At 32.4% G+C, this 25663-nt stretch carries 26 protein-coding genes; 1 reads left to right on the top strand and 25 read right to left on the bottom strand.

Annotated features, from left to right (window positions below):
* Positions 1 to 156: 156 nt before the first annotated feature.
* From pyrR to bshC, 21 genes are all read right to left on the bottom strand, one after another.
* Complete coding sequence (pyrR, locus tag CD032_RS11750) at positions 157 to 684, bottom strand: bifunctional pyr operon transcriptional regulator/uracil phosphoribosyltransferase PyrR (RefSeq protein ID WP_019469326.1); 528 nt, start codon at positions 682 to 684, stop codon at positions 157 to 159.
* Positions 685 to 1195: 511 nt separating this feature from the next.
* A complete protein-coding gene (locus CD032_RS11745) occupies positions 1196 to 2113 on the bottom strand; it encodes an RluA family pseudouridine synthase (RefSeq protein ID WP_064263623.1) in 918 nt (305 codons plus the stop codon).
* Positions 2114 to 2125: 12 nt separating this feature from the next.
* On the bottom strand, positions 2126 to 2602 hold the full coding sequence (gene lspA, locus CD032_RS11740; protein ID WP_019469324.1) for a signal peptidase II: 477 nt from the start codon (positions 2600 to 2602) through the stop codon (positions 2126 to 2128).
* Positions 2603 to 2738: 136 nt separating this feature from the next.
* Positions 2739 to 3533 carry a VOC family protein gene (locus CD032_RS11735; RefSeq protein ID WP_019469323.1) on the bottom strand — a complete coding sequence of 265 codons (795 nt, stop codon included), beginning with the start codon at positions 3531 to 3533 and terminating at the stop codon, positions 2739 to 2741.
* Positions 3534 to 3846: 313 nt separating this feature from the next.
* Entirely contained in the window at positions 3847 to 6597 is a 2751-nt protein-coding gene (ileS, locus tag CD032_RS11730) for an isoleucine--tRNA ligase (protein ID WP_019469322.1), read from the bottom strand.
* 243 nt (positions 6598 to 6840) lie between these two features.
* The gene (locus CD032_RS11725) at positions 6841 to 7449 is read right to left on the bottom strand and encodes a DivIVA domain-containing protein (RefSeq protein ID WP_019469321.1); all 609 of its coding nucleotides are present in this window, start codon (positions 7447 to 7449) and stop codon (positions 6841 to 6843) included.
* Between the two features lie 133 nt (positions 7450 to 7582).
* On the bottom strand, positions 7583 to 8353 hold the full coding sequence (locus CD032_RS11720) for a YlmH family RNA-binding protein (RefSeq protein ID WP_026034797.1): 771 nt from the start codon (positions 8351 to 8353) through the stop codon (positions 7583 to 7585).
* A 121-nt stretch (positions 8354 to 8474) separates the two neighbouring features.
* A complete protein-coding gene (locus tag CD032_RS11715; RefSeq protein WP_019469319.1) occupies positions 8475 to 8765 on the bottom strand; it encodes a YggT family protein in 291 nt (96 codons plus the stop codon).
* A 12-nt stretch (positions 8766 to 8777) separates the two neighbouring features.
* Positions 8778 to 9359, bottom strand: a complete 582-nt coding sequence (locus CD032_RS11710; protein ID WP_019469318.1) for a cell division protein SepF — start codon at positions 9357 to 9359, stop codon at positions 8778 to 8780.
* Between the two features lie 5 nt (positions 9360 to 9364).
* A complete protein-coding gene (locus tag CD032_RS11705) occupies positions 9365 to 10039 on the bottom strand; it encodes a YggS family pyridoxal phosphate-dependent enzyme (protein ID WP_019469317.1) in 675 nt (224 codons plus the stop codon).
* A gap of 18 nt (positions 10040 to 10057) precedes the next feature.
* Positions 10058 to 10846 carry a peptidoglycan editing factor PgeF gene (gene pgeF / locus CD032_RS11700; protein ID WP_019469316.1) on the bottom strand — a complete coding sequence of 263 codons (789 nt, stop codon included), beginning with the start codon at positions 10844 to 10846 and terminating at the stop codon, positions 10058 to 10060.
* Between the two features lie 237 nt (positions 10847 to 11083).
* Positions 11084 to 12250 carry a cell division protein FtsZ gene (ftsZ, locus tag CD032_RS11695; protein WP_019469315.1) on the bottom strand — a complete coding sequence of 389 codons (1167 nt, stop codon included), beginning with the start codon at positions 12248 to 12250 and terminating at the stop codon, positions 11084 to 11086.
* 29 nt (positions 12251 to 12279) lie between these two features.
* Positions 12280 to 13695, bottom strand: a complete 1416-nt coding sequence (gene ftsA, locus CD032_RS11690; RefSeq protein ID WP_019469314.1) for a cell division protein FtsA — start codon at positions 13693 to 13695, stop codon at positions 12280 to 12282.
* Positions 13696 to 13800: 105 nt separating this feature from the next.
* Positions 13801 to 14691 carry a cell division protein FtsQ/DivIB gene (locus CD032_RS11685; protein ID WP_103211510.1) on the bottom strand — a complete coding sequence of 297 codons (891 nt, stop codon included), beginning with the start codon at positions 14689 to 14691 and terminating at the stop codon, positions 13801 to 13803.
* A 14-nt stretch (positions 14692 to 14705) separates the two neighbouring features.
* Positions 14706 to 16055, bottom strand: a complete 1350-nt coding sequence (gene murD, locus CD032_RS11680) for a UDP-N-acetylmuramoyl-L-alanine--D-glutamate ligase (protein WP_019469312.1) — start codon at positions 16053 to 16055, stop codon at positions 14706 to 14708.
* A gap of 1 nt (position 16056) precedes the next feature.
* Positions 16057 to 17022: a phospho-N-acetylmuramoyl-pentapeptide-transferase gene (mraY, locus tag CD032_RS11675; RefSeq protein WP_019469311.1), complete on the bottom strand. Its 966-nt coding sequence runs from the start codon at positions 17020 to 17022 to the stop codon at positions 16057 to 16059.
* A 202-nt stretch (positions 17023 to 17224) separates the two neighbouring features.
* The gene (locus tag CD032_RS11670; protein WP_019469310.1) at positions 17225 to 19507 is read right to left on the bottom strand and encodes a penicillin-binding protein; all 2283 of its coding nucleotides are present in this window, start codon (positions 19505 to 19507) and stop codon (positions 17225 to 17227) included.
* A complete protein-coding gene (ftsL, locus tag CD032_RS11665; protein ID WP_019469309.1) occupies positions 19488 to 19892 on the bottom strand; it encodes a cell division protein FtsL in 405 nt (134 codons plus the stop codon). The genes CD032_RS11670 and ftsL overlap by 20 nt, the downstream gene beginning before the upstream one ends.
* Positions 19893 to 19906: 14 nt before the next feature.
* The gene (gene rsmH / locus CD032_RS11660) at positions 19907 to 20842 is read right to left on the bottom strand and encodes a 16S rRNA (cytosine(1402)-N(4))-methyltransferase RsmH (RefSeq protein WP_019469308.1); all 936 of its coding nucleotides are present in this window, start codon (positions 20840 to 20842) and stop codon (positions 19907 to 19909) included.
* Positions 20843 to 20856: 14 nt separating this feature from the next.
* The gene (gene mraZ, locus CD032_RS11655) at positions 20857 to 21288 is read right to left on the bottom strand and encodes a division/cell wall cluster transcriptional repressor MraZ (RefSeq protein WP_019469307.1); all 432 of its coding nucleotides are present in this window, start codon (positions 21286 to 21288) and stop codon (positions 20857 to 20859) included.
* Between the two features lie 149 nt (positions 21289 to 21437).
* Positions 21438 to 23051 (bottom strand): bacillithiol biosynthesis cysteine-adding enzyme BshC, encoded by a 1614-nt coding sequence (gene bshC, locus CD032_RS11650; protein ID WP_103211509.1) that lies wholly within the window; start codon positions 23049 to 23051, stop codon positions 21438 to 21440.
* Positions 23052 to 23326: 275 nt separating this feature from the next.
* Between bshC and CD032_RS11645 the strand changes: the two genes are divergently transcribed.
* Positions 23327 to 23767 carry an N-acetyltransferase gene (locus CD032_RS11645; RefSeq protein ID WP_019469305.1) on the top strand — a complete coding sequence of 147 codons (441 nt, stop codon included), beginning with the start codon at positions 23327 to 23329 and terminating at the stop codon, positions 23765 to 23767.
* Between the two features lie 153 nt (positions 23768 to 23920).
* Here the strand turns inward: CD032_RS11645 and CD032_RS11640 are convergent, their stop codons facing one another.
* The 4 genes from CD032_RS11640 to CD032_RS11625 all read right to left on the bottom strand — a co-directional run bounded on the left by CD032_RS11640 (position 23921) and on the right by CD032_RS11625 (position 25261).
* Positions 23921 to 24607 carry a YjjG family noncanonical pyrimidine nucleotidase gene (locus tag CD032_RS11640; protein ID WP_019469304.1) on the bottom strand — a complete coding sequence of 229 codons (687 nt, stop codon included), beginning with the start codon at positions 24605 to 24607 and terminating at the stop codon, positions 23921 to 23923.
* A gap of 165 nt (positions 24608 to 24772) precedes the next feature.
* Positions 24773 to 24907: a beta-class phenol-soluble modulin gene (locus CD032_RS11635; protein ID WP_019469303.1), complete on the bottom strand. Its 135-nt coding sequence runs from the start codon at positions 24905 to 24907 to the stop codon at positions 24773 to 24775.
* A gap of 47 nt (positions 24908 to 24954) precedes the next feature.
* Positions 24955 to 25089, bottom strand: a complete 135-nt coding sequence (locus CD032_RS11630; protein ID WP_019469302.1) for a beta-class phenol-soluble modulin — start codon at positions 25087 to 25089, stop codon at positions 24955 to 24957.
* A 37-nt stretch (positions 25090 to 25126) separates the two neighbouring features.
* A complete protein-coding gene (locus tag CD032_RS11625) occupies positions 25127 to 25261 on the bottom strand; it encodes a beta-class phenol-soluble modulin (protein WP_019469301.1) in 135 nt (44 codons plus the stop codon).
* Between the last annotated feature and the right edge of the window lie 402 nt (positions 25262 to 25663).

The raw sequence follows: 25663 nt of genomic DNA, 5'->3' as shown, positions 1-25663 counted from the left end.
TTAAATTAAGATCAGATGATATGGAGAGAATCTATAGTATATGTTTTATATAATATAACTATATTTTGAAATGTGGTTGTTTTGAAACTTGATTTTAACTACCACATGATTCTCTTCCCTTTTTCAGTCTCTCGTACTGAATTAAAAGGTGTTGATTTATTCAATTACAACTGCATTTCTACTATCTATTTCACTAAGAAAAACTGAGACTGCTTCTTCTCTAGCAGTAGGTATGTTTTTACCAACAAAGTCTGCGCGTATCGGCAGTTCTCTATGTCCGCGATCGATAAGTGTTGCTAGCCCTATTTTTCTAGGTCTTGCATATTGAAGTACTGCATCAAGTGATGCCCTAACTGTGCGTCCAGTATATAAAACATCATCCACTATAATTACGACTTGATTTGTTATATTGACATCAATTTCATATGTTTGCTCTGAAACTTGATCTATTGTCTGTTCCAAATCATCTCTAAATTGTGTGATATCAATGGTACCTGTTGGAACAGTGAGTTCTTCAATTTGTTCAATTTTTTGTTGTATCCGTCGCGCTAAAAATGCCCCTCTTGTTTTAATACCTAACAAAATTAAATCATCAGTACCTTTATTATATTCTAAGATTTCATGTGCAATACGTGTCACTGTTCTTTGTATTGCTGCTTCATCCATAATCACTCGTTCTGACATTTTGGGCACCTACCTTAATCTTAATGATATAAAAAAACCTCACATCTTCAGAAGACATGAGGTTGCGTAATAAAATATTACAAACAAAACGCAGAGACATATCTGAAATTCAGATGATTTCTCCATCATAACCCATTTTGTGTCTGAGATTACGATTTTTATCGCGTTTACTATAAAACTACGATGGCTTTTAGCTATTTTTGACTAAAATGCTTTGTTTGTATATTCCATTTTCATTACATGTCTTCGAAGCCTCTCTGGACTTTCAATTAAAGACGTTCGTTCTTTATTAAACTGTCATTATATTATCATGAATAACATGTTGTTGCAAGTCTATATTAGAATATCGTTCGATTTGTAAAAGCTATCGTTTTTCTTTAAATCATTTTTTCAATTCTAGTTATCCTTGTCGAGGTGGGACAACGAAGCCTATTTAATAAAATTAGATTTCTGTCCACTCTCATATCAATATCATGGTATGACTTTTAATTTGTCATACCACTTAGCCTTTTTAATTATCAGATTTACGAATATCATTTAAAAGTTGTTCAAAATCATCTGGCAAAGGTGATGTCTTTTCAATGTAAGCTTGTGTAACTGGATGTTCAAAACCAATCACTGCCGCATGTAATGCTTGACCACCAATATCTAATGTTTTCTTCTGACCATATTTTGGATCTCCTACTAATGGGTAACCAATATATTTCATATGCACACGAATTTGGTGGGTACGACCTGTTTCTAACTGACACTCTATTAAAGTATACTTATTAAAATGTTCTAATACATTAAAGTGAGTGATTGCGTCTTTACCATCATCGACCACAGCCATTGATTGACGGTCATTTTTATTTCGACCAATAGGTGCATCAACAGTACCGTAATCATGTGGAATGTTACCATGTACTAATGCGATATACTTACGCGTAACTGATTTATCTATCAATTGTTCAACTAAACTACGATGTGCAATATCGTTTTTCGCAATCATTAATAAACCAGAAGTATCTTTATCAATACGATGTACAATTCCCGGACGTATTTCACCATTTATACCAGATAAGTCTTTCATTTGATACATTAAACCATTTACTAACGTACCTGAATAATGACCTGCAGAAGGATGGACTACCATACCCTTAGGTTTATAAACAATTGCAACATCATCATCCTCATAATAAAAATTCAGATTTAGATTTTCTGGTTTAATATCTGCCTCAACAATTTCTTTTTCAGTTACTACAATTTTATCATTTACCTTAGTTTTATAATTGGATTTTATCACTTTATCATTGACTTTAACTAAACCTTCTTTTATCCAATCTTGCATTTGAGTACGTGACCATTCAGCATTAAATTCAGGCAATAGTTTATCTATTCGTTGTCCTGCGTTAACTGGGTCTTCTATGTTAAACTCATGAAACTCCATACAATATCTCTCCTATTCTTCTGTCCTCATATCCCTTAATAAAGCGATTATTACTAAAACGACGCCTATAGTTAAACTAGAATCAGCTACGTTAAATATTGGAAAATTATAACTAAATATATAAGTATCAACAAAGTCTACAACTTCACCGTTTAATACACGGTCAATAAAGTTACCTAAAGCACCAGCAAATAACAAACTTATAGCAATTTGCATCAATAAATTATGCTTCGCTTCTTTTATAAAAAAGACAATGAGTATAATCAGAATAATGACAGTTATGATATAGAAAAAAGCCATCTTTCCACTTAAAATCCCCCATGCTGCACCATTATTTCTATGTGAAGTGATGCTCAAAAAATTAGGAATTACTTCAAATGAGTCACCAATTTGCATTGTTTTAGTTATTATAAATTTTGTGATTTGATCTAATATAAGTATAACGATTGTTATAAATATAGAAGTACCAATATAGTACTGACGTTTCATGTCTGTACCTCCTATTTATTCTACGTGCGGTCGATTTTTACAACAACTCTCATTATATCCTAATCAAACTTATAAAAAAAGTTACAGTTCAAATATTAAGTTAATTTTTTGAAAGATTATTCAAATAGACATTCTTTTAAAGTACAGAATAATAATTAAACCTAAACTGAATTCCATCGGGACCAGTCAATAATTTATGTGTTGTTTCTGGAAAATGAAAATCCACGCATGCTAGACCATAAGTTTTATGATTTTCTATACGTTTAACACTTGATAGCCAATTATTCACTACAAGATGTTGATGATAACCATTTGATGCCAAATATACTGCACTATCTGTTTCTACAGAAGATGGGACCAAACCAAAGTAATTTTTATAATATTGTTTAACTCTTTTTAACCGAATTGTTTTTAAATTAATATATCCGATAATACTGTCATCAGGAATGCCTTGCCATTTTTCATCTGAGACATATGTTAATAATTTAGGTACATTTAATGGTTTTGTTTCTAATACTGCTTTTTCATTTTCAATAGACCATTCATCAATTGGATTGTCTACATAAAACTCTAAACCATTTCCTTCAGTATCTTCTAAATATAATGAAGTTGAAATATCATGTTCTCCACCGTTGATTGGTATTTTATATTCACTTAATTGTACAAGTAAGTCTGCTAAATCTGTTTTAGTTGGTAATTTAATAGCTAAGTGAAATAAACCTGCTTCTGAAACAAGTGGTTCTCTGCCCATATTTATTTGATTAAGTGTCATGAAGTGATTTAGATTTCCAATCTCATATTGAATCGTAGAATATGATTCATTCACTACATTTAATCCTATTATGTCACCATAAAATTTTTTCATTTCATCTTTGTCTCTCACATTTAATATAATGCCATTTACAAAATGCGCACTTTCGTTATGGAACATATTTAACACCTTTCTAATTACTTATTGCATTCATTATATATGAATTGTTCAATTTTAAATTTCAATATGCTCATTTTAATCTAAAAATTGGATTTGCTAAATATTTCGCTTAATCTTTATATAAGAGAAAAGAAAACCTGGGACATCGCAACGATGTCTCAGGTTATTCAAAAATATTAGTCGAAAGTTGTTGTAGTATTTAAAACACATATCGAACTTTATTTAATTCAATTCAATTATGTTGGAACAAAACTGTGGAATATTTTTGTTAATACAGTTATTGCTATACTTCTACATTTTCATTTATAAATGTTTAAACAAGTGTTTTAACAACTGCTTGACAACGTGGGCATAGGTTATCTAGTTCGCCTACAGAACCTAATGTTTCACTATAATTCCAACAACGTTCACATTTTTCTCCATGAGCATGTTCAATGTGGATATCACCATATTGATATGCTTCTCCATTTTCAACTTTATCAACTACCTCTGCTTGTGAAGTAATGAATAGTTGATGTAAATCAGAAAATTGTTGTAAAAATGTAGTTGCATCAAAGTTATCGTTACTACCGATTACTACTTTGGCTTCTAATGATTTTCCAATTACTTTTTCATTACGTGCAACTTCTAAAGCTCGGTTCACATCGTCACGCAATTTCATAAATGTATTCCATTTTTCCATGAATTCAGTGTCAACAGCTACACGTTCAGGCATGCGTGATAAATGCACACTTTCTTCCTCTACATGTGGAATATGTGACCATACTTCTTCAGATGTATGTGCTAGAATAGGTGCTAATAATTTCGTCATGTCTACTACAATTTGGTATAACACAGTTTGCATACTACGACGTTTATGCGCATTTTGTTCTTCTATATATAAGATGTCTTTACCATAATCTAAATAGAAATTACTTAGTTCAACGTTAATGAAATTTTGTAATTCTTGATATATATCTAAATAATCATAGTTATCATAATTGTCTAATGTGTTCGCAGTAAATTCACGTAATCTATTTAATAAATATTTATCTACTTCTAATAAATCAGATTCTGGGATTGCATCTGTTGACGGATTATAATCATTTAAATTACCCAACATAAATCTTAGTGTATTTCTAATTTTACGATATACATCAGAAGTTTGTTTTAAAATTTCATCAGAAATACGCACATCTGATAAATAATCAACACTACTTACCCAAAGACGTGCAATATCTGCACCTTTTTGTTTTACTATTTGATCAGGTACGATGACATTGCCCAATGATTTACTCATTTTTTTACCGTCACCGTCCATGACGAATCCATGTGAAAGTAACATTTTGTATGGTGAAATACCTCTCGTAGCAACAGATGTTGTAATTGAGGAGTTAAACCAACCACGATACTGATCACTGCCTTCTAAATATAAATCAGCAGGATAAGACAATTCCGGACGTTCTTCTAATACACCACGGTGTGATGACCCTGAATCGAACCAAACATCCATGATATCTGTTTCTTTTGTAAATACACCATTCGGGCTGCTAGGATGTGTGAATCCATCAGGTAATAAATCTTTAGCTTCTCGCTCAAACCACACATTTGAACCATGCTCTTGGAATAAATCTGCAACATGATTAACAGTTTCTTTAGTCATAATAATGTCGCCATTTTCCGCATAAAATACTGGTAATGGCACACCCCAAACACGTTGGCGTGAAATAACCCATTCGCCACGGTCTCTTACCATGTTGTAAATACGAGTTCTGCCCCAATCAACCTTAAAGTGTGTATTTTCGATTGCATCTAAAATATCTTGACGTACTTTATCAATAGAAGCAAACCATTGTGGTGTTGCACGGAAAATAACAGGTTTTTTAGTACGCCAGTCATGTGGGTAACTATGTGTCATGAATTCTAATTTCAATAATGAACCATTCTCTTTTAATAAATCTGTAATTTCTTTATTGGCTTTATCGTAGAACATACCTTCAAATTGACCAGCTTCTTCAGTAAATACACCTTTATCATCTACAGGGCTGATAACAGGCAAGTTATATTTTTGACCTACTATAAAGTCATCTTCCCCGTGTCCAGGAGCTGTATGAACACATCCTGTACCAGCATCTGTTGTAACATGTAATCCATTAATTACAAGTGACACACGATCAACGAATGGATGTTGTGTTTCGATGTATTCTAAGTCACTACCTTTGAATTCTTTTTCTAGTTCAATGGCATCTTCATCCCATTCTAATGCTTCTGCAACATTAGCTACTAAGTCTTTACCGATAATATATTTGTCACCATTCACATTATATTGACCATAAACTAAATCTGGATGTACAGTGATTGCAACATTAGATGGTAATGTCCAAGGTGTAGTAGTCCAAATAACGAATTTTGCATCTTCAGCAACAATACCTTTACTATCTTTAACATCAAATGCGACATAAATAGATGGCGAACGCTTATCTTGATATTCAATTTCTGCTTCAGCTAATGAAGATTCACTAGATGGTGACCAATAAACTGGTTTTTTACCTTTATAAATAAGTCCTTTATCAGCCATTTCACCAAACAAACGAATTTGAGCCGCTTCGTATTCTGGTTTTAATGTTATATAAGGATTAGCAAAATCTCCTTTAACACCAAGTCGTTTAAAATCTTTTTTTTGATTTTCAATTTGCTCTAACGCAAATGCTTCACATTTTCTTCTAAATTCAGCAATTGATAATTCTTTACGCTTAACACCTTTTTTAGTAAGTGCTTGTTCGATTGGTAATCCATGTGTATCCCAACCTGGAACATATGGTGTATAGAAACCTTGCATTGTTTTATAACGGGTAATAAAGTCCTTCAAAATTTTATTTAACGCATGTCCCATATGTAAATTACCATTTGCATACGGTGGACCATCGTGTAAAATGTAATGTTCATTATCTTTGTTTTTTTCTAATGCTTTTTGATAAATATCATTAGCATCCCATTCTTCTTGAATCTTTGGTTCTTTATTTGGTAATCCTCCACGCATTGGAAAATTCGTTTTTGGCATTAATAACGTATCTTTGTAATCCATTTCCTACACTCCTTATTACAATATTCTAACTTGTCTAGTATCAAACAATAAAAAGAACTCTAAGTTCAATTAACAGGGACGATATTTACCGCGTTACCACCCTGATTAACTCAACTTAGAGTTCTCTCATTGCATGTTATTCAATTTAAACGACAGTGATATAAGAAACAAATATATATTAGGCTCGCACTATCCCTAACTCGCTTGAATATATCGACTGTTTCTTACGCGTCTGTTGTTTGTTTATTGTTTATTCTCATTATCTGTTGCATCTGCATCCGCTTCTGCTGCACTATCTGCTTTTGCTTTCATCGCTTTTTCTTCTTCAGTTAATTCATTTTCATTTAAATGATTAATGTTCTCTTGTGTTACTTGTTCAGAATCAAGGTCATAATTTAATAAATAATCCCAATCATCATTTTTAAGTAAATCTAATTGTGCTTCTACTAACATACGGAAACGAGATCTAAATATTTTAGATTGACGCTTCATATCTTCTGTTTGGAAAGAAAGTCTACGGGCTTTTTCAACTGCATCATTGACAATTCGATCTGCTTCACTTTTCGCTTTTGCAATTGTTGCCTCTGCGTCTTTATTTGCTGCTGCTTTCGTTTCTTCTCCAGCTTGTTTCGCTTGAACTAATGCATCGCTCACTGACTGATGCACATCTTTATAAGATTGAATATTCGTTTCTTTATCTTCAACAACTTTTTCTAATTGTGCTTTATCTTCTTTTAAACGTTCAATTTCATTACTGAGTTGTTCTAAATAACTTTCAACTTCAGTTGGTTCAAAACCCGTTTTAACACGAGTAAATGACTTGTTTTTTATTTCACTTGGTGTAAAAGCCATGCGTCATTATCCTCCTTTTATCATACACTATTTTGTTATTTCATTAAATATCAGAAATAAAATTTATTTTATATCGTAACACTGCTAATTTTAGTCGTTAAAATTCGGTTGTTTTACACTCTATAAGTATAACTTATTTGAATAAAGTTTTGTAGGAAATTCGTGTTTTATCTTTTTTTGTTTTTCCACCAATATCAACAATCATTGCTCTTCCATAACCTTGAATAGATAGTAAGTCACCTTTGTCCAGTTGAAAATCAGCAGAATCAATAATCGTATGATTAACTTTAACACGTTTTTTTTCAATTAACTGTTTGCTAATAGAACGCGATTTACGAATCATTTCTTTTAGAACGACATCTAAACGTAAACCAGATACAGTTGTCTCAAATGAGTGCCAGTTCTCTTTTGATTGTATCATATCTTTTATTGATATCGCATTTAGTTTAACTGCAGCACCTTTAATTTTATTTAATTCCAACATAATATATGATTCTAATTGCTTTGTCAAAGTAAATTGTATACTTTCATCTACCACAATGTCACCTAATTGATCTCTTTCGATACCTAATGACATAATTGTACCCAGTACATGTTGATGTTGAAGTGTCACAAATTTTTGAGGATAATCAATTTCAAAAAGAATGATTTCAAAATCTTCCACTTCAGGTTGAAAGTAATCTGGTGCTATGATGGCTCTTTGTCTCTCAGCAAATGGTCCTCCATAAAATGTTACTTCTAAATCTTGAAAACTACCAACTACAACATTTAATATATATTGGCCTCTGGGATCTAAAAAAGAAGTTAACACAGGCGCAAATTGTTCGTTGGCACGATAACACTTATCGATAAGTTGATCGATTAATTCATGCTCTTCTTTTCTAAAATGTTGATAAATATCGATGTGATTTCACTCCAAATATAAGTTAAAGCACCTCTCGTTTTTAACGTTAGGTGCTTAACATTTATTTTATACATTAGTTATTTTTAGCTCCGTATGTTTCATGAATTATATTTAAAATAGGCTATGCTAAATAATTTAATATAAGGCTAAAAATATTTGCTAGTCCCATTCTAAATAGATATAAAACAATAATTGCAACAATTGAAGAAATATCAATCATGCCGATGGGCGGAATAATTTTACGGAATGGTTCTAAAAACGGCTCATACAATTTTGATAAAAATCGACCGAATTTATTCTCACGTGCGCCTGGAAGCCATGACATAAAGAAATACACTATCATCCCAAAGTAATAAACTTGAACCAAGAATAAAATAAATTGAAATATATTTGCTAATAAACCTATATCCATTTCTGTTTACCTCTATTCACTTTGGTATTCCATATTTTCAATTTGGTCCGTTATGCTTCCTGCGACTTCAACATTATCTGGTGTACATAAGAATATATCAGAACCTACACGTTGAATGTCTCCACCAATTGCATAAACTGTACCACTTAGAAAATCAATAATTCTTTTTGCCGACACTTTATCTATACGTTGTAAGTTTACTAAAGTTGCTCTGCGATTTTTTAATTCATCCGCAATATCTTGAGTATCTGAAAAAACGCGTGGCTCAAATAAACACATTTTAGAACTTTCTTGTGTAAATCCATAATTATTTTGTTCTTGATTATTCATGTTCACAACGTTCCTAGTATTATTTTTAGGTGCACTGTTATTCATTTGATACTTCCTTTCCCCTGTTGATTGTTGTAATCTTGTTGGTTGTTTTTTGGGTACGGACTGTATACGTTGTCTTTCTGTATTTTCAGTTTGTTGGTTATTATAATTTGTTTGAGACTGTGCTTGTTGTCTATCTTGTTCTTCTTCGGGTGGCGCTTTTAAATCATCGTCTTCCTCTTCAACTACGAAAAAACCACTAAATAAATCTTTTAAAGCCACGGGGCTCACTCCTCTTTTCCTACAAGTTTAGTCCCAATTCTCACAAATGACGCACCTTCTTCAGCTGCTAAATGGTAATCATTACTCATTCCCATCGACAACTCTGTGCATGGTGCAAAATTTAAATTGAGCGCTTTAATTTCATCTCTTTTTGCTCTTAATGATTTGAATAAATCTTTAATGTACGGTTCATCGTCCGTGTATGGTGCCATAGTCATAAGACCAGTAATTTCAATGTTTTCATATTGCTCTAAATCTTTAATAAACGTATCTACTTCATCTAAAGCGATGCCTTGTTTTGATGTTTCTCCAGAAACATTTACTTGAACAAAACATTTCACTTTATGTTGAGCTCTTTTATTAATCTCTTTTGCTAATTTCAGACGATCTAAAGCGTGAAAATAGTCGATATCATTGATTACCTCTTTAACTTTCCTTGTTTGTAAGGAACCTATAAAATGCATGACTACATCGTCTGGTAAGGCTGCTTTTTTTTGTTGAAAACCTTCTAAACGATTTTCACCAAAATGTCTAATACCTGCTTGGTAAGCATCATTAGCTCGCTCTATTGTAACATATTTTGTCACTGCTATCACGTTTGGGACTGTTGTAATATTTCCTTTTTTACAATGTATGTCCAATTGTTTATTTATTTGCGTTAAACTTTGTTGTACATCCAATTTTTATACACCTCTTAGTTATTGACCAATATAAGCTAACATACGACCAGTATTACCTTTTTCTACTCTATATGAAAAGAATAAAGTTAAATCTTCTGAAGTAGCATAATTCGTTATATAAATGTTATTTTCAGGGACGCCACCATACGCTAACAACATAGCATTCGCTTTTTTTAAGTCTATACCGTGACGGTTTTCTGCTCTCGTCTCAATATATTGATGTGAATCTATAGGTAAGCGCTCAAATTTACTTTTAATATCATCATTAATTTCATATGAAGTTGCTGTAGCTGGTCCTATAACAACTTTTAAATCATTAAAATCAAATGGTATATGTTTTAACATTTGGTTGACAATTTGTCCTACTGTGCCACGCCAACCCGCATGAGCCAAACCAATAAAGTCATGTTTTTCGCTGTAAAAATAAATTGGTACACAATCTGCATAACACATGGTTAATAAAATATCTTTTTCAAATGTATACATACCATCTATACCATGTAACGCATTAGAAAGTCTATCAATATTTGTACCCTTATCTTTGTTTGTAATTTCAACCACTTTATTTTCATGTGTTTGAATCGGAAAAACCCATTGATCTCTAGGAAACTGAATTACAGAAGCAAGTAACATTTGATGCTTTGTAACATTATCTTGATCATCATTAATATATCTTGCCATGTTAAATGCATTTTTCGGATAATTACTAAATCCATCTTCTCTTGTTGTTATACCCAATTTCACATTGTTTAATTGATTGTCATCATATTTTAAAATATGACGGTCTTTAATAAATTTCTCTTGCATGTCATAAACCTCCAGCTATTCAACATTTACAAACTATCTAAAGTCATTGGGAGATTCTAAATAATTGGAAACTGCATTTTGCTCCATAACGAAGTATTTCACATCTAATTATATGCCAATTTCTAAATTCAAAAAAGTCATCAGATCTTTGGACCTGATGACATCTATATGTTTTATGTTGTCTTAATTAATATTAATTATTATGAAAAACTAACAGAAGAAGAAGTTCATTCGAGATTAACGTCTAGTTCTTCTAGAACGTCTTTCTTCACGGTTTCTAATAAAGCTAGGAATATCATCTTCATTTGTAGTATGTGTTCTACCTTCATTTGCACTATCTGTAGATTGTGATGCACTAGAAGAGAATGAATCTTCTTTTGCAGTTGTACTTCCAGATGATGCACTATTGCCGAATCCAGTATTTGAAGCTTTGCGACCTTGAGATGAAGGTTTATCTTCAAATCCAGTAGCAATAACTGTTACCACGATTTCATCTTGTAATTCTGGATTAATGACAGTACCGAAAATCATATTAACGTCTTCATCTGCTGCATCTTGTACAATATCTGCTGCTTCCTGTGCTTCGAATAATGAAAGTGATTCTCCACCAGTAATGTTCATTAACACACCTTGTGCACCCACAATAGAAGTTTCTAATAACGGTGAAGAAATAGCTTTTTTAGCAGCTTCTACTGCACGGTTTTCACCAGAAGAAACACCGATTCCCATTAACGCAGAACCTTGGTTAGACATAATTGTTTTAACGTCTGCAAAGTCAAGGTTAACTTCACCTGAAACAGCGATTAGATCTGAAATACCTTGAACACCTTGACGTAATACATTGTCAGCTTCTTTAAATGCTTCCATCATTGGTGTAGACTTATCAACAATATCTAATAAACGGTCATTAGGAATTACGATTAATGTGTCAACAGCAGCTTTCATTGATTCTACACCAGCAGCTGCTTGTGTTTGACGTTTACGGCCTTCAAATCCAAATGGACGTGTAACAACACCAACAGTTAACGCTCCCATTTCTTTTGCGATTTTCGCTACAACTGGCGCAGCACCTGTACCAGTACCGCCACCCATACCTGCTGTTACGAAGACCATATCAGCACCTTGGATTGCATCTTCAATTTGTTCACGCGATTCTTCGGCAGCTTTTTTACCTATTTCAGGGTTTGCACCAGCGCCTAACCCACGCGTTAATTTTTCACCAATTTGGATTTTAGACTCCGCTTTAGATAAGTTTAAAGCTTGTCCATCCGTATTGATAGAAATAAATTCAACATTATTCATACCATGATCAATCATTCGGTTAACAGCGTTATTTCCGCCGCCCCCTACACCGATGACTTTTAACGTCGCTAAATGATTAAATCCTTGTTCAAATTCTAACATTTAAATTTCCTCCTAGTTTTAGTGGCCAATCAATCGAATAGAGATTTCATAAGTTTCTTGAACTTACTTTCTTCTTTGTCTTGAGGTTTACTTTCTTGTACTTCTTGTTCTTGTTCTTTGTTGTCTTCATGTTCGTATGCCTCAGACGCTTCTGGTTCTTCTATATCAGAAGTTGATGTATGTGGCTCTTCTTGTTTGTTTGATTTCTTTTTGAACCAATCAAATCCGCTTGACTTCGTACTATTTTCTCGATCATTTGATTCTATGACTTCTTCTTCAAATTCTTCACTGTCATGATTATTAATTGTAACATAATCTAGTAATTCGTCGAAAGTAATGCTACTAGAAATCGTTGAAATCGCTGAAGAAAACTCTGGTTTTCTTATGCCCATTTGTGATGGTGTATGAATTCTTACTTTTTCACTTACCATATCTTGAAGCAATTCTTTAACGCCTAGTAAATTAGCTGAACCACCAGTTACAACGAAACCACCATTTACCTTTGTAAGACCTAACTCTTGTAATACATCAAACACATTAAAGAATATATCTTCCACACGTGCTTCTATTACATCTGCTAAATCTTTTTGAGTAAATTGCGCTTCTTCTTCACTATTTACTTGGTCAATAGTGAAGACGTCATGATCGGACGCTGAATCGAAGAAAGCGTGACCATATTGATGTTTAATTTTTTCAGCCGTTTCATATGACGTATTTAAACCTTTTGCAATATCTTCTGTTATATCTCTACCAGCCATTTCTATGGCATCAGCATCCACGAGCTCTCCTCTTTCGTAAAATGCTAATTGTGTTATATCTTCACCTATGTCGATGATGCATGCACCCAGTTCTTTCTCTGTTGCTGAAAGTACTGACCCATAGTTATATGCATCAGAATAAACATCTAATACGTCTACACCGCAAGATTCTACACATTTAATCATGTTTATTAAGATTGATTTTTGAATGGCAATGACACCAGCTTCAACTTTTAAACTGTGTCTAGCAATGAGTTCTTTAGGATCTGATACTTCATTTTCGCCATCTACCACAAATTTAATTGGGAATGCGTTTATTATTTCTGTTTCGGGTACATCATTTTTTTCACGTATACCTTCCAGTACACTTTCAATGTGTGTACCATCTAGTTCAGTATCTTCATAAAATTCAATTTCATTTGATTCATCAAATACCTCAGTACCGATAATTGGAAGTTTTAAAAACACTTCTTTAACATCGACGCCTGATGCAATAGAGGCTTTTTTGATTGTATCTTTAACCGCTTGTTTTGCGATGTCGAAATCATCAATAAGACCATTTTTTATACCACTTGTGTAGGTCTGTCCTGTACCTATCACATTTATTCCATTGTGAAATTTTTCGCCCACTATCGCTTTAACACTTGACGAACCGATATCTATACTTACATAATAATGCTCTTCCATAGATAGGCACCTCCTGACAATTACTTATTCATGTTCACACTATTAACAGTTTACAATACGTTTTGACGCTTGTGAACTATAAACACATGTATTTGTCTAAATTTTTTAATTATTTTTGTCTGATTCTTTATTTATCTTATTTATTGCACTTTGTAACTCGTCTTTAGCCTTATCTTCCTGTGTATTTCCTTTATCAACATTTTGATCACTCGTTGATTTAGTCGTACTTCCGCCACTATAAGGAATGAAAGAAGCGCCAACTGACAAATCAATATAACCTGATTTTTTCAAACTTCCAGATTCATCACGTTCTAATGATTGTGACATTTGAGGATAATACTTCATCTTATTACCAATAGTATTTATGTTACCTACAATTTGAATCTCATCTGTCGTAAATAATTTGATTTGATTTTGTAAATTTTCTTGTGGATCATATTGCACTTCTGCAATCATACCTCGAACTTTTGCAGGCATTTTTGATAATTCTTGTATCATTTTTTCTTTTTTCTCTTTTTTGAATCCTTCAAGTACGGGACCGTCATCTGTTACATTACTATCTTCATAATTTTCTAACTCTGTACCATCTTCAAGAATGGGAACATAATCATCCTTCTTTTTAACTAAACCCACGATTTGACTTTCTGTCACTTTAACCTTCAACTTATTTGGTAATACTTTAGTCACTTCTGCATGTTTTATTAATTTATTCTCTTTTAAATTATTAACAGCTGTTGAAGTACTATAGGTATACATTCTTGAATCATCTTTCACATCAATAGCTTTTTTAATAGAAGTTTTTGATACATTATCATTACCTTCAATGGTTACTGAGTTGATTTTACTTAATGGTGTGAACATATAAATAAGAATCAGCAAAATGATAAATAACAAAATACCGAAAATAGTATATTGGATTTGCTTTTGTTTTTTACGTCGCTTTGCACGTTTCTCTTTTAAATATTCAGAATCAAATTCACTAACTTTATCTGACATTTATTTCACAACCTTTAAAGTGAAGGTAAATGCGCTTGGAAACTCTTTATAAACTTATTTCCGCGCTCTTCGAATGTATTGTATTGATCCCAACTAGCACAAGCTGGCGATAATAATACAACGTCATTAGGCTCAATAATTGATTGTACTTTATCGACTGCATCCGCTACATCAGTAGCCTTTATTACATATTTGCCTTGATTCTCGCCTAATTTCACAAATTTATCTTGTGTTTCACCAAAAGTTACCATCACTCTGACGTTATTCATATATGGAATTAATTCATCAAATCCATTTCCTCTGTCTAAACCACCACACAACCAAATAATAGGTTGTTTAAATGAATTAAGCGCAAATTGCGTTGCTAAAGTATTAGTAGCCTTTGAGTCATTGTAGTATTTATTCGTTTTGTTTGACCCTACATATTGAAGCCTATGTTCTATGCCTGAAAATGTTGTCAAACTATCTATAATTGCTCTTACAGAAATACCTGCTAATAATGCAGCTAATACAGCAGCTAGTATGTTTTCTAAATTATGTTCACCAGGTAATACTAAGTCATCTTTATGAATAAGTCGGAAACCTTTAAATGTAATATAACCATCTTTTACATAGATACCATCAACCTCTTGCTGTGTTGAAAAATAATATACTTTGGCTTTTAAAGATTCAGATTCTATCAAATGGCGTTGATGATAATTACATATTAAGTAATCCTCTTCTGTTTGGTTTTTATATATTTGCTTTTTGGCATTTTGATAATTCTCTAAATTTTCATGATAATCCAAATGTGCCGAATAAATATTTGTAATAATTGAGATATGTGGTTTATATTGATCAATGCCTAATAATTGAAATGAAGATAATTCAGTTATAAGGTAATCCTCTTCATCTACTTCTTGTGCCACTTTTGAAGCAACATAACCTATATTGCCAGATAATTTACCAGTAATTCTACTTTTTTTAAACATATCTCCAATTAATGAAGTTACCGTTGTTTTTCCATTTGTACCTGTCACACCAATAATAGGTGCTTTTGAAACTAAATAACTCAATTCCACTTCAGTAAGTATTTGTAATCCTCGGCGTTCCGCTTCTTGAATCAACGGAACAGTATAAGGTATGCCAGGGTTTTTAAAAATGAGTGGTTCATTATCAAGTAAAGAAAATGGGTGCTCCCCACCGACAACTTTGACCCCCATATTTTCTAAATCAATTGCATGTGCATCTCTACTTAAATCCTTGCCATCGTTAACAACGACATTTGCGCCAAGTTTTTGTAATAATTTCGCTGCTTCATATCCACTTTTTGCTAATCCTATTACTAATACATCTTTATTTTCTAAACCTGTATATTTCAGCAATTTAATTCACTCCAATCCATAAGCCAATAAGACCCGAAATAATACCAACTGTCCAAAATACAGTAACAACTTTTCGTTCATTCCAACCGACTAACTCAAAATGGTGATGTAGTGGTGACATTTTGAAAACTCTTTTCCCTGTAAGCTTATATGATGTAACTTGAATCATAACTGATAATGTTTCGGCTACAAATACAAAACCGATAAAAATGAGTGACAATTCTTGATTTAGCATAATTGAAATCGTGGCAAAGATACCACCTAAAGCTAAACTACCTGTATCTCCCATAAATACCTTTGCAGGATTTAAATTAAACGGTAAGAATCCAAGCAATGCGAAAATCATGATAATACAAAACAAACCAATGGAATTAGCTCCTTGGATATAAGCCATTAATGCATACATAATAAATCCAATAATGGAAAGCCCTGTAGAAAGTCCATCTAATCCATCCGTTAAATTCACTGCATTAGAAAAACCAACTTGCCAAAATACAATGAAAATTACATATGCAATTGATAAAGGTACTTCTAAACCTGTAAATGGAATATGAATGCCAGTTGAAAAGTCTGTTAAATTAAATACTTGGCTTAATATGAAGAAAATAACCGCAATAGCAATTTGAGCAAGGAATTTTTGTTTACTCGTTAAACCTTGATTATTTTTTTTAACTACAATGATGTAGTCATCTATAAAACCAATTAACCCAAAACCAATCGTCACAAACAATAATAATATAATCGGATTCGCATTATCCATAAAAATAATAGCTAATATTGATGTGACAATAATACTAAGTAGGAAAGTTAACCCACCCATAGTTGGTGTACCTGTTTTTTTCATATGACTTTGAGGGCCCTCTTCTCTTATGCTTTGTCCAAATTTCATTCTCTTTAGTGTTGGTATCAATACAGGGACTAATATAAATGTTATTAGTAATGCAATGATCGCTAGTAAATAAACCATATTATGCTCCTTTAATATTAAATTGGATTAATGTCGTTAATGCTAGGTGCAACTTATAAATCATATGTAACGAGGCAGTATTTATGTTTTAAAACTACAAAAATATATTTCGTACTAAACATTTAAATTACTACCTCGCATCAATTTCAAATTATACATTTTAACATGTTTTACCATTGACGTCAGAAATAAAATAACTTATTTATTCGCTTTGTTTATCACTGCTTGAATCTGAGTTGTTATCATCATTTTTATCAGAATCGGCTTTGGATGATTCCTTTTCTTCAGATGACGTGGTCGATGATTCACCATTAATCGCTTCAGCAGATAATGACACTTCTACTTTATCTTTTTTGTCAATTTTCTGTCCCTTATTAACAGATTGATTAGAAACAAAACCACTACCTTTTGTAGTCACTTTTGTTTGCGTCAATGTTTCAAAGGCAATCACTTCTTCTTTTGTCCAACCAGTCATGTCAGGCATTGTTATATCCCCATCTGTCAATAGGAGCACCTTACTATTTGGAAGCACTTCTTTATCAGGTGATACTGATTGTTTTACAACTTTATCGCCACTTCCTATGACTATTGGATCAAGAGATTTACTATTCACCTTATCTTGTGCTTTTTGCGTCTCCTGACCTTGAACATCTGGTACTTTACTATACTTCACATCAGATTTATCTTTAGAATTTTTATCTCCAACATTTAAGTATTTTAATGTATTTTCCATAATAGGTTTGAACGCTTTACTTACACCCATTTCGTAGGCTTCTTGGTCGTTTTTTTGTGCTAAACTCATACCAGCATATACAATTACTTCTGGATCATCTTTAGGTGCGTCACCAATAAAGCTTACAAAATATGGATTTTCACCTTGAACATAACCACCATTATCAGAGTCGGCAACTTGTGCTGTACCTGTTTTACCTGCTACATCATAACCATCAATTTGATAGTTTTTAGCATGACTGTCTTCACTGTTTACAACTTTATCTAATTCGGTACGAACTTTCTTAGCAGTATCTTTAGTAATTGGTTTTCCTGCAAACTCTTTTTTACCTTTATAAAAGGTATCATCAGTAACAGGATTGCTCACGCTATCCACAAACCATGGTTGCAACATTTTACCTTCATTATTAAAAGCTGATTGCGCTCTTAACATTTGAACTGGTGTTACGGTTGTAGATTGACCGAATGAAGATGTTTTTTGCTGTGCTTCATTATCCCAAGCAATACCGCCTGTAGATTCACCATCAAACATGCTATCAGTAGATTTACCAAAACCAAATTTTTCATACCATTCTTTCATCTTATCTGCGCCAACTAAATCTTGTAAGTGCATCATTAAAGTGTTTGAAGAATATGTGAAACCAGTAGACATTGAGATTTCTCCCCAACCTACTTTATTCCAGTCAGATATTTTAGATCCCATTACTTCTCTAGGTTCAGCAGTGTATTTTTTATCTGGCTTAAATTCACCTTCTTGAATTGCAGCAGCTAATCCGTAAGATTTAAAAGTTGATCCCGGTTCATATGTGTTTTGATATAAATCATTCGCCCATTTTTTGCCAAAATTTTTACCAGTTTCTGGGTTGAAAGTTGGCCTTTGACTAAATGCCAAGATTTCACCTGTTTTCGCATCCATAACTACGGCAAATAAATCTTTAGGTTTATAGTGTTCAACCATGCCATCTAGCGCTTCTTCAACGAAAACTTGTATGTTTGAATCAAGGGTTAAATGGACGTCATCTCCACGTTTAGGTACTTTTTCTTTTTTTGTATTTGGTGCAATATAGCCCCAAATATCATGAATATATGATAATGCACCTTTTTGACCTGAAAGATAGCTATCAAATATTTTTTCAACGCCTAAAGCACCTTTTAATTCGCCACTATCTGGATCTTTTTGAGCAATACCTATCAAATGAGATGCGAAGTTTCCATTAGGATAAAATCTTTCAGTTTCTGGATATAACGTCACACCAGGAAGTTTCATTTTTTCAATTTTTTCTTTCTCTTGATACGTTAAGTCTGTGCCTTTTTGACCAAATTCCACTTGAAAGGCTTTTTTATTATCCAGTTTTTTTTCAATTTCTTTTGCTGACATATCAATCACAGTAGCAAGTTTTTTAGCGGTTTCTTTTTTGTCTGTCACATGCTTAGGTTTATCACTACCTTCACTCGCTTTTTTATCTACAACTGCCACAACTTTATAACGTTCCACATCTTCAGCTAAGACTTTGCCATTTCTGTCATAAATCTTACCTCTTTCTGGTTGTTGTTGTGTATTTACTAAATACTTTTCATTCGCTTTCATAATTAAATCTTCACCAGAAGAGTGTCCTGTCAACATAATAAACGAGTATCTTAAAACCAACGTAAAAAAGAGCAGTCCAAATCCAAGGATGAGTAGGACTGCCCCTATTTTACTTTTTTTAATTGAAAACTTCGGTTTTTTTAATTTAATTCTTCGCTTCGCCATTATTACGCACTACCTTTACATTATCGTTCTTAAGGCTCATTCCATCTTTTTTGGCCTTATCGTAAATGCGTTCATATGAGGAGTTCTTTTTAATTTCAGATTTTATTGCGCTGTTTTCACTAGATTGTTTTTCAATTTTTGTATCTAAATCTGCAATTTTTTCTCGAGTTTCATACGCATCCATTTTTAAAGATAGCATATAAATACTTATTAAAGCAATTACTGTTATAAGTCCTATGTATAACATCTTTTCAAACTTAGTTAGCTTGACAATTACTTTACGCTTAACTGTCTGGGGTTGACTCTGGGGATGAGGCGACGGTTGCGTTTGTGGTATATGCTGCTCTGCTCCACTATACGGTTGGTATATTTTCTCTACTGCCACTCAAAAATCACTCCTTATTTTAGTATTTCAGCTATACGTAACTTGGCACTACGCGCTCGATTATTTTCTTCTAAATCTTCATCTGTAGCAATAATTGGTTTTCTGTTAACTCGTTTCAATTTAGGTGTATAAGCTTCTGGTATGACAGGTAATCCTCTAGGAACTTCGGGTCCTTTTTCGTACTCTTGGAACATTTGTTTACATAGTCGATCTTCTAACGAATGGAATGTAATCACAGATATTCTTCCGTCCACTTTCACCAAATCAATCGCTTGTTCTAACGAATTTTCAAATGCAGATAATTCATCATTAACTGCAATCCTAATTGCTTGAAAAATTCTTTTAGCAGGATGCCCACCCTTTCTTCTTGCCTTAGCTGGGATGCCTTCTTTAATAACATCTACAAGTTCTAAAGTTGTTTCTATTGGCTTTTGTGCTCTGTTTTGTTCTATACGTCTTGCAATTTGTTTTGAAAATTTTTCTTCACCATAACGATGGAAAATTCTCACTAATTTTTCAAACGACCATTCATTCACTACTTCATATGCTGATAATGATTGAGTTTGATCCATACGCATATCTAATTTTGCTTCATTATGATAACTAAAACCTCTTTCAGGCACGTCTAATTGTGGGCTAGACACACCTAAGTCATAATAAATGCCATCTACTTTTTCAATATTTAAATCATCTAAAATTTCAGTCAATTTTCTAAAGTTGCTATGCACGAAGGTAACTTTATGTATATGGTCTTTCAATACTTCTTTTGCATTTTCAAGTGCTGTTGTGTCTTGATCAATTGCAATTAGTCTACCTTCGTCTCCAATTTGATTTAATAAATAGAGGGCATGACCTGCTCCACCTAATGTACAGTCGACATATATGCCATCTTCTTTAATATTTAAGTAATCTATAGTTTCTTTTAGCATAACGCTGACATGATGAAACAATTTAACGCCTCCATTTAAAAATCAAAGTCAATTAAGTCTTCGGCAATATCTTCAAAACTATCTTCTGATTCATCATAAAAATCATTCCAAGTTTCTCTATCCCAAATTTCTATGCGATTTGAGACACCTATTACCGTACATTCCTTGTTTAAATTGGCATACTTCCTCAAATTCTGAGGAATATTAATACGCCCTTGCTTATCTAATTCTACTTCGACAGCGCCTGAAAAGAACATACGCATAAATTTACGTGCATCTTTTTTTGTCATTGGTAAGGTTTTCATTTTCTCTTCAATTACTTGCCATTCTTCTAAAGTGTAACCAAATAAGCATTTATCAAGGCCTCGAGTAATTATAAAACGCTCATTTAGGTCGTAACGAAATTTGGAAGGAACAATCATACGTCCCTTGGTATCCAATTGATGCTCGTATTCACCCATGAACATTTATAATCACCTCACCTTCTTATATATATAATTTACCACATCTCACCACTATCCTCCACTAATTATACAAATTCCACCAAAATTTCTTGAAACATAGAAAAAAACACCCGATTCATCTCAATGATGAATCGGGTGTTCCCGTTGTCGCTCTAAGGTTTTATCAATATATGATCAAATGTGTAAGAAAGTGGTGGATAGGTGGAGGGACTAAACACATCTATCCCAAAATCATTCATAATTTGAAGTGGATTCCATATTCTTTCTTGTAATCCACCCATTGGATGGAGTGTTTTACTTAATGTCTCAAAATGTTTCATGCTAATGTCGTTTTCTCTTTCGATATTTAATAAGTACCGTTTTAGCAAATAATCAAATTGTTTTTGATGAATTTCATTATTTTTATTTAACAATACTTTATTATCATGATTGTCTGTAACTTCTGCTTGCAGAGAATGAAATAGATCCTTTTGTTGTTCTTTCAGTGCTTCAACTTGTTCTATAAAAGATTGTGACGCTTTGGATCTAATAAACTGTGCTTTGTCTGCCTCGATTCCTTTTTCAATGATATCATTACGGTTCAATTGATAATGTGCTAATAACTTTTCAATTCTATCATTTATATAAGTAATTCTTAATCGTGGTAAAACGATAGGCATGGATACTTCTAACGTTCGAAAAACTTCACTTAATTCTGTCCAATATTTAATTTCACTAGGACCGCCTACAAAGGCTACTGTATTAAATAGCCACTCTTCCATTACTGGCCTTGTAACGACATTATTAGAAAATCTTTCTGGTTCTGTTTCTACTATATTAAGAAGCTCTTGTTTCGAAAACGACTTCTCTGATTTATTTAAATAAAATCTCCCATTTTCAAAAGTTAATAGTTGTCTTACACTCTCATCATGCATGAACAAATGCACATTCGTCTCTGTCTGTATCATTTGCTCCAAGCCATCAGCCATCGTTTGAGCTTGCGTTTGTCTAAAGGCATCGTCAACTGAATGATGCTTTTCAATCATGTTTCTAAACATTGGTTTTTCTAATTGACGCAACGCTTTATCATTTGCATCTATCAGTAACAATCCATAATGTTTGAAAACTTCGTGTAATAACGCTTTAAACATGTCAGTCCAACTATCATAATGATCAATAATATTTCTACACATGTTTAATAATTTTGAAGAAGACTCAGTTTCTTTTAATTCTTTAAAAAAATGATTTAACGCTTTATGTAACGCTTCTTTATCTGGCAAATATTTTGAAACACTAGACTCTGGTGGCGTCATTGTACTATATCTAATTTTTTGTAAAGTTGCCTTGTGCTCATTAAAAACATAAGTATGATTTACTTCATCAAAATCATGATCTTCACCCGCAATCCAAAAAACAGGGACAACGTGCGTATCATAATCTTTTGATAGTTTTTCACTTAATGTAATAATTGAAAATATTTTATGGAACGTGTATAAGGGCCCACCAAACAAACCGGCTTGTTGGCCTCCGATCACAACTTTCGCACCGTTACTAAGTGCTTTTAAGTTATCATTTTGTTGATGATCTAATGTTAAATCACCCATGTATGCTTCAATGATTTTAGCTAGCGATGCTTCTCTTCCGTTATTTTCCATAAGCAGTCTTTTTTTATAATCATGTTTATTCATCGCATCAAAATGATAATATTTAGCTAAAGTTGAATCACTATTTTTAACATTAGATATAAATTGATCTTTTTCATTAAGTTTCGTTGTCATACAATCCATTCGTAATTCTCCTTACGTTACTCTATTCCTATATAGTATAAAGTTTATATTCAACATTGACAATTTTACGGCTTATAAATTGATTGAAAATTATTTTACATATGTATAAACATTGTTGATCAATATTCATACAAGTTATCAGCACTTTACATTATATAAAAACAATGAGCAAATTAATATCGTTATTTTACAAAATGTTTTAAGCATTCATTTTTGTGAAATATTCAATAAAATAAGGTATAATAGTTAGTAATAAAACAAAGGGGGAAGCTAAAGTGAGTAATGTTAAACGACTAGATATTAATTACAAAACCGACGAATTATTTGAAGATTTTAGAAACTTCGGAAATGAAGATTTATATTTAGTAGATGAATTACGCGGTGAAATGATAGACGCTAGTTCAGACTCACCATTTTATGGCATATATGTTGGTGATAGGTTGGGCGCTCGTATGGCTTTATACCGTAAAGGAGAAGTTGAAGATGTATACTTCTCAGATTTTGATGATTATAACATTTTATGGAAACTAGAAGTTTTACGTGATTTCCAAGGTCGTGGTTACGGTAAAGCGTTGTTAGATTTCGCTAAGGAACAAGGCCAACCTATTAAAGTTATTGCACGTAATCAATCAAAAAATTTCTTCATTAAACATGGATTTAAAGATATTGAACAACAAAATAAAGATGGTCACGATATACTTATTTGGACACCTTAATTTTACATCCAATACATTTAAAATAATACACTCATTTTTATAATATAGTAGATACTTATTAATAAAGTAAACTTTTTTCATTTCTTGAATGATTATTAACATAATATGAAGCGTGAATTAAAATCAATTTTCTGATTAGAATTCACGCTTCTTTTATTTTGCTATATCTAACAATTGATCAAGCGATTCGATAGTATAATCCGGATTAATTTCTGTGTTATTTATTTTATTTCTTGGATTAAACCAACATGTTTTTATCGCAGCATTTTTCCCACCTAAAATATCTGATGTTATTGAATCGCCAACAATCATTGCATGGTCCCTTTTATCATGACCAATTTCATTAAACACAAAATCAAAAAATTCTGGCATCGGCTTTTGATATCCTGTTTCCTCAGATACATAAACACCTTTAAACCAATTTCCCATTTTTGTTTTTGCTATGCGTCTTTCTTGTGTTTCTAAAACACCATTTGTAACAATATATAGATCATGTGTATCTTTGAGCATTCTCAACGTTTCCACCGTATTCATAAAATACTTTATTGGAGCATTTGCGAGTTCATCTCGAAAGATTACGTCTGCTTCTTCTCCATTAACATTGATTTGATGCAAATCAAAATACACTTCAAACCTTTTACTTAAAACTTCAGTCTTTGATAATTGATTTTGTTGAAACGCTTCCCAATGCGCTTGATTTATAGTCATAAATTGATTTAAATCATTTTGGTTTGTCTCTAAATTATATTTTTTTGTAAGTTGGTGAAATGCATATGCTTCTGCATCATGAAAATCAACAATTGTATCGTCAAAATCGATAAGCAAACATCTTTTATTCATAGTGTTTTCTAACCTCTTATTGATATCTTTTTTAAACTAAGTTAGTTATGTCCTCGTCAATATGTAAACATAGCCGAATTTTATTTCATCATATCATATTTCATATTTCAGCAAACAAAAAAAGCCAAGGTTATTACCTTGGCCAGTCCGTCATAGAAATTTATATTAGAATCCGAATAATTTACTTGCTAAACCTACACCGTTTTCTACGATGTCTACAATACTTGTACCTAATTTAGCACCATCGCCTGCTATGCCAGCTTGTACTGTATCTTTAATTGCATTAAATAAACCTTCCATTATAAACACCCCTCACTATATTTTTAAAATAAGCTAAGTACTCAATTTTAAAATCCGAAAAGTTTACCTAGTAAACCTACACCACTTGAAACGATATCTACAATACTTGTACCTAATTCTGAACCGTTACCTGATTTTGCCGCTTCAACTGTGTTTGCAATTGCTTCTGCTAATTTAGTCATAATTTATTTCTCCTTTATTATTTATTATTTATTTATATTAGAATCCGAATAATTTACTTGCTAAACCTACACCGTTTTCTACGATGCTTACGATACTTGTACCTAATTTAGCACCGTCCCCTGCTATGCCAGCTTGAACTGTATCTTTGATTGCGTTAAATAAACCTTCCATTATAAACACTCCTCATTATATGATAGATGCTTATGACTGTTTTTTATGTTTTAAACGATACTGTTAATTTGTTATTTAATTAAGTATCGTTTGTTATCTATAACTATAAGACATTTACATATAAAATTGTGTTTTATTTCATACTTCATTAAATAGTAGTAAAAACTGTAGTGAAAAACACATCATCTTACAGTTTTGAATGCCCAACTGTATTTTGCACAATTCCATGCCATACAACTTAGACGTGCATTTTTAATTATAATATATATATATATAATTAAACTTACCGAATAATTTAATGCTAATTAAGCTCGCTATGTAATATATCAATGTTTTTAATATGAAAGACTTTTTATTAATTTTATAAGTAACATTAAAAATGCGCCACTTCAAATTGAAGTA

This window comes from Staphylococcus cohnii subsp. cohnii, assembly GCF_002902365.1.
GTDB lineage: Bacteria > Bacillota > Bacilli > Staphylococcales > Staphylococcaceae > Staphylococcus > Staphylococcus cohnii.
Note: the sequence above shows the minus strand (reverse complement) of the source record. Positions and strands in the feature narration are given on the sequence as shown.

Excerpts from the sequence above, each read along its gene's own strand:
- pyrR (WP_019469326.1), bottom strand. The coding sequence starts at position 684 with ATGTCAGAACGAGTGATTATGGATGAAGCAGCAATACAAAGAACAGTG.
- CD032_RS11745 (WP_064263623.1), bottom strand. The coding sequence starts at position 2,113 with ATGGAGTTTCATGAGTTTAACATAGAAGACCCAGTTAACGCAGGACAA.
- lspA (WP_019469324.1), bottom strand. The coding sequence starts at position 2,602 with ATGAAACGTCAGTACTATATTGGTACTTCTATATTTATAACAATCGTT.
- CD032_RS11735 (WP_019469323.1), bottom strand. The coding sequence starts at position 3,533 with ATGTTCCATAACGAAAGTGCGCATTTTGTAAATGGCATTATATTAAAT.
- ileS (WP_019469322.1), bottom strand. The coding sequence starts at position 6,597 with ATGGATTACAAAGATACGTTATTAATGCCAAAAACGAATTTTCCAATG.
- CD032_RS11725 (WP_019469321.1), bottom strand. The coding sequence starts at position 7,449 with ATGGCTTTTACACCAAGTGAAATAAAAAACAAGTCATTTACTCGTGTT.
- CD032_RS11715 (WP_019469319.1), bottom strand. The coding sequence starts at position 8,765 with ATGGATATAGGTTTATTAGCAAATATATTTCAATTTATTTTATTCTTG.
- pgeF (WP_019469316.1), bottom strand. The coding sequence starts at position 10,846 with ATGCAAGAGAAATTTATTAAAGACCGTCATATTTTAAAATATGATGAC.
- ftsZ (WP_019469315.1), bottom strand. The coding sequence starts at position 12,250 with ATGTTAGAATTTGAACAAGGATTTAATCATTTAGCGACGTTAAAAGTC.
- ftsA (WP_019469314.1), bottom strand. The coding sequence starts at position 13,695 with ATGGAAGAGCATTATTATGTAAGTATAGATATCGGTTCGTCAAGTGTT.
- CD032_RS11685 (WP_103211510.1), bottom strand. The coding sequence starts at position 14,691 with ATGTCAGATAAAGTTAGTGAATTTGATTCTGAATATTTAAAAGAGAAA.
- mraY (WP_019469311.1), bottom strand. The coding sequence starts at position 17,022 with ATGGTTTATTTACTAGCGATCATTGCATTACTAATAACATTTATATTA.
- CD032_RS11670 (WP_019469310.1), bottom strand. The coding sequence starts at position 19,507 with ATGGCGAAGCGAAGAATTAAATTAAAAAAACCGAAGTTTTCAATTAAA.
- mraZ (WP_019469307.1), bottom strand. The coding sequence starts at position 21,288 with ATGTTCATGGGTGAATACGAGCATCAATTGGATACCAAGGGACGTATG.
- bshC (WP_103211509.1), bottom strand. The coding sequence starts at position 23,051 with ATGGATTGTATGACAACGAAACTTAATGAAAAAGATCAATTTATATCT.
- CD032_RS11640 (WP_019469304.1), bottom strand. The coding sequence starts at position 24,607 with ATGAATAAAAGATGTTTGCTTATCGATTTTGACGATACAATTGTTGAT.
- CD032_RS11635 (WP_019469303.1), bottom strand. The coding sequence starts at position 24,907 with ATGGAAGGTTTATTTAATGCAATTAAAGATACAGTACAAGCTGGCATA.
- CD032_RS11630 (WP_019469302.1), bottom strand. The coding sequence starts at position 25,089 with ATGACTAAATTAGCAGAAGCAATTGCAAACACAGTTGAAGCGGCAAAA.
- CD032_RS11625 (WP_019469301.1), bottom strand. The coding sequence starts at position 25,261 with ATGGAAGGTTTATTTAACGCAATCAAAGATACAGTTCAAGCTGGCATA.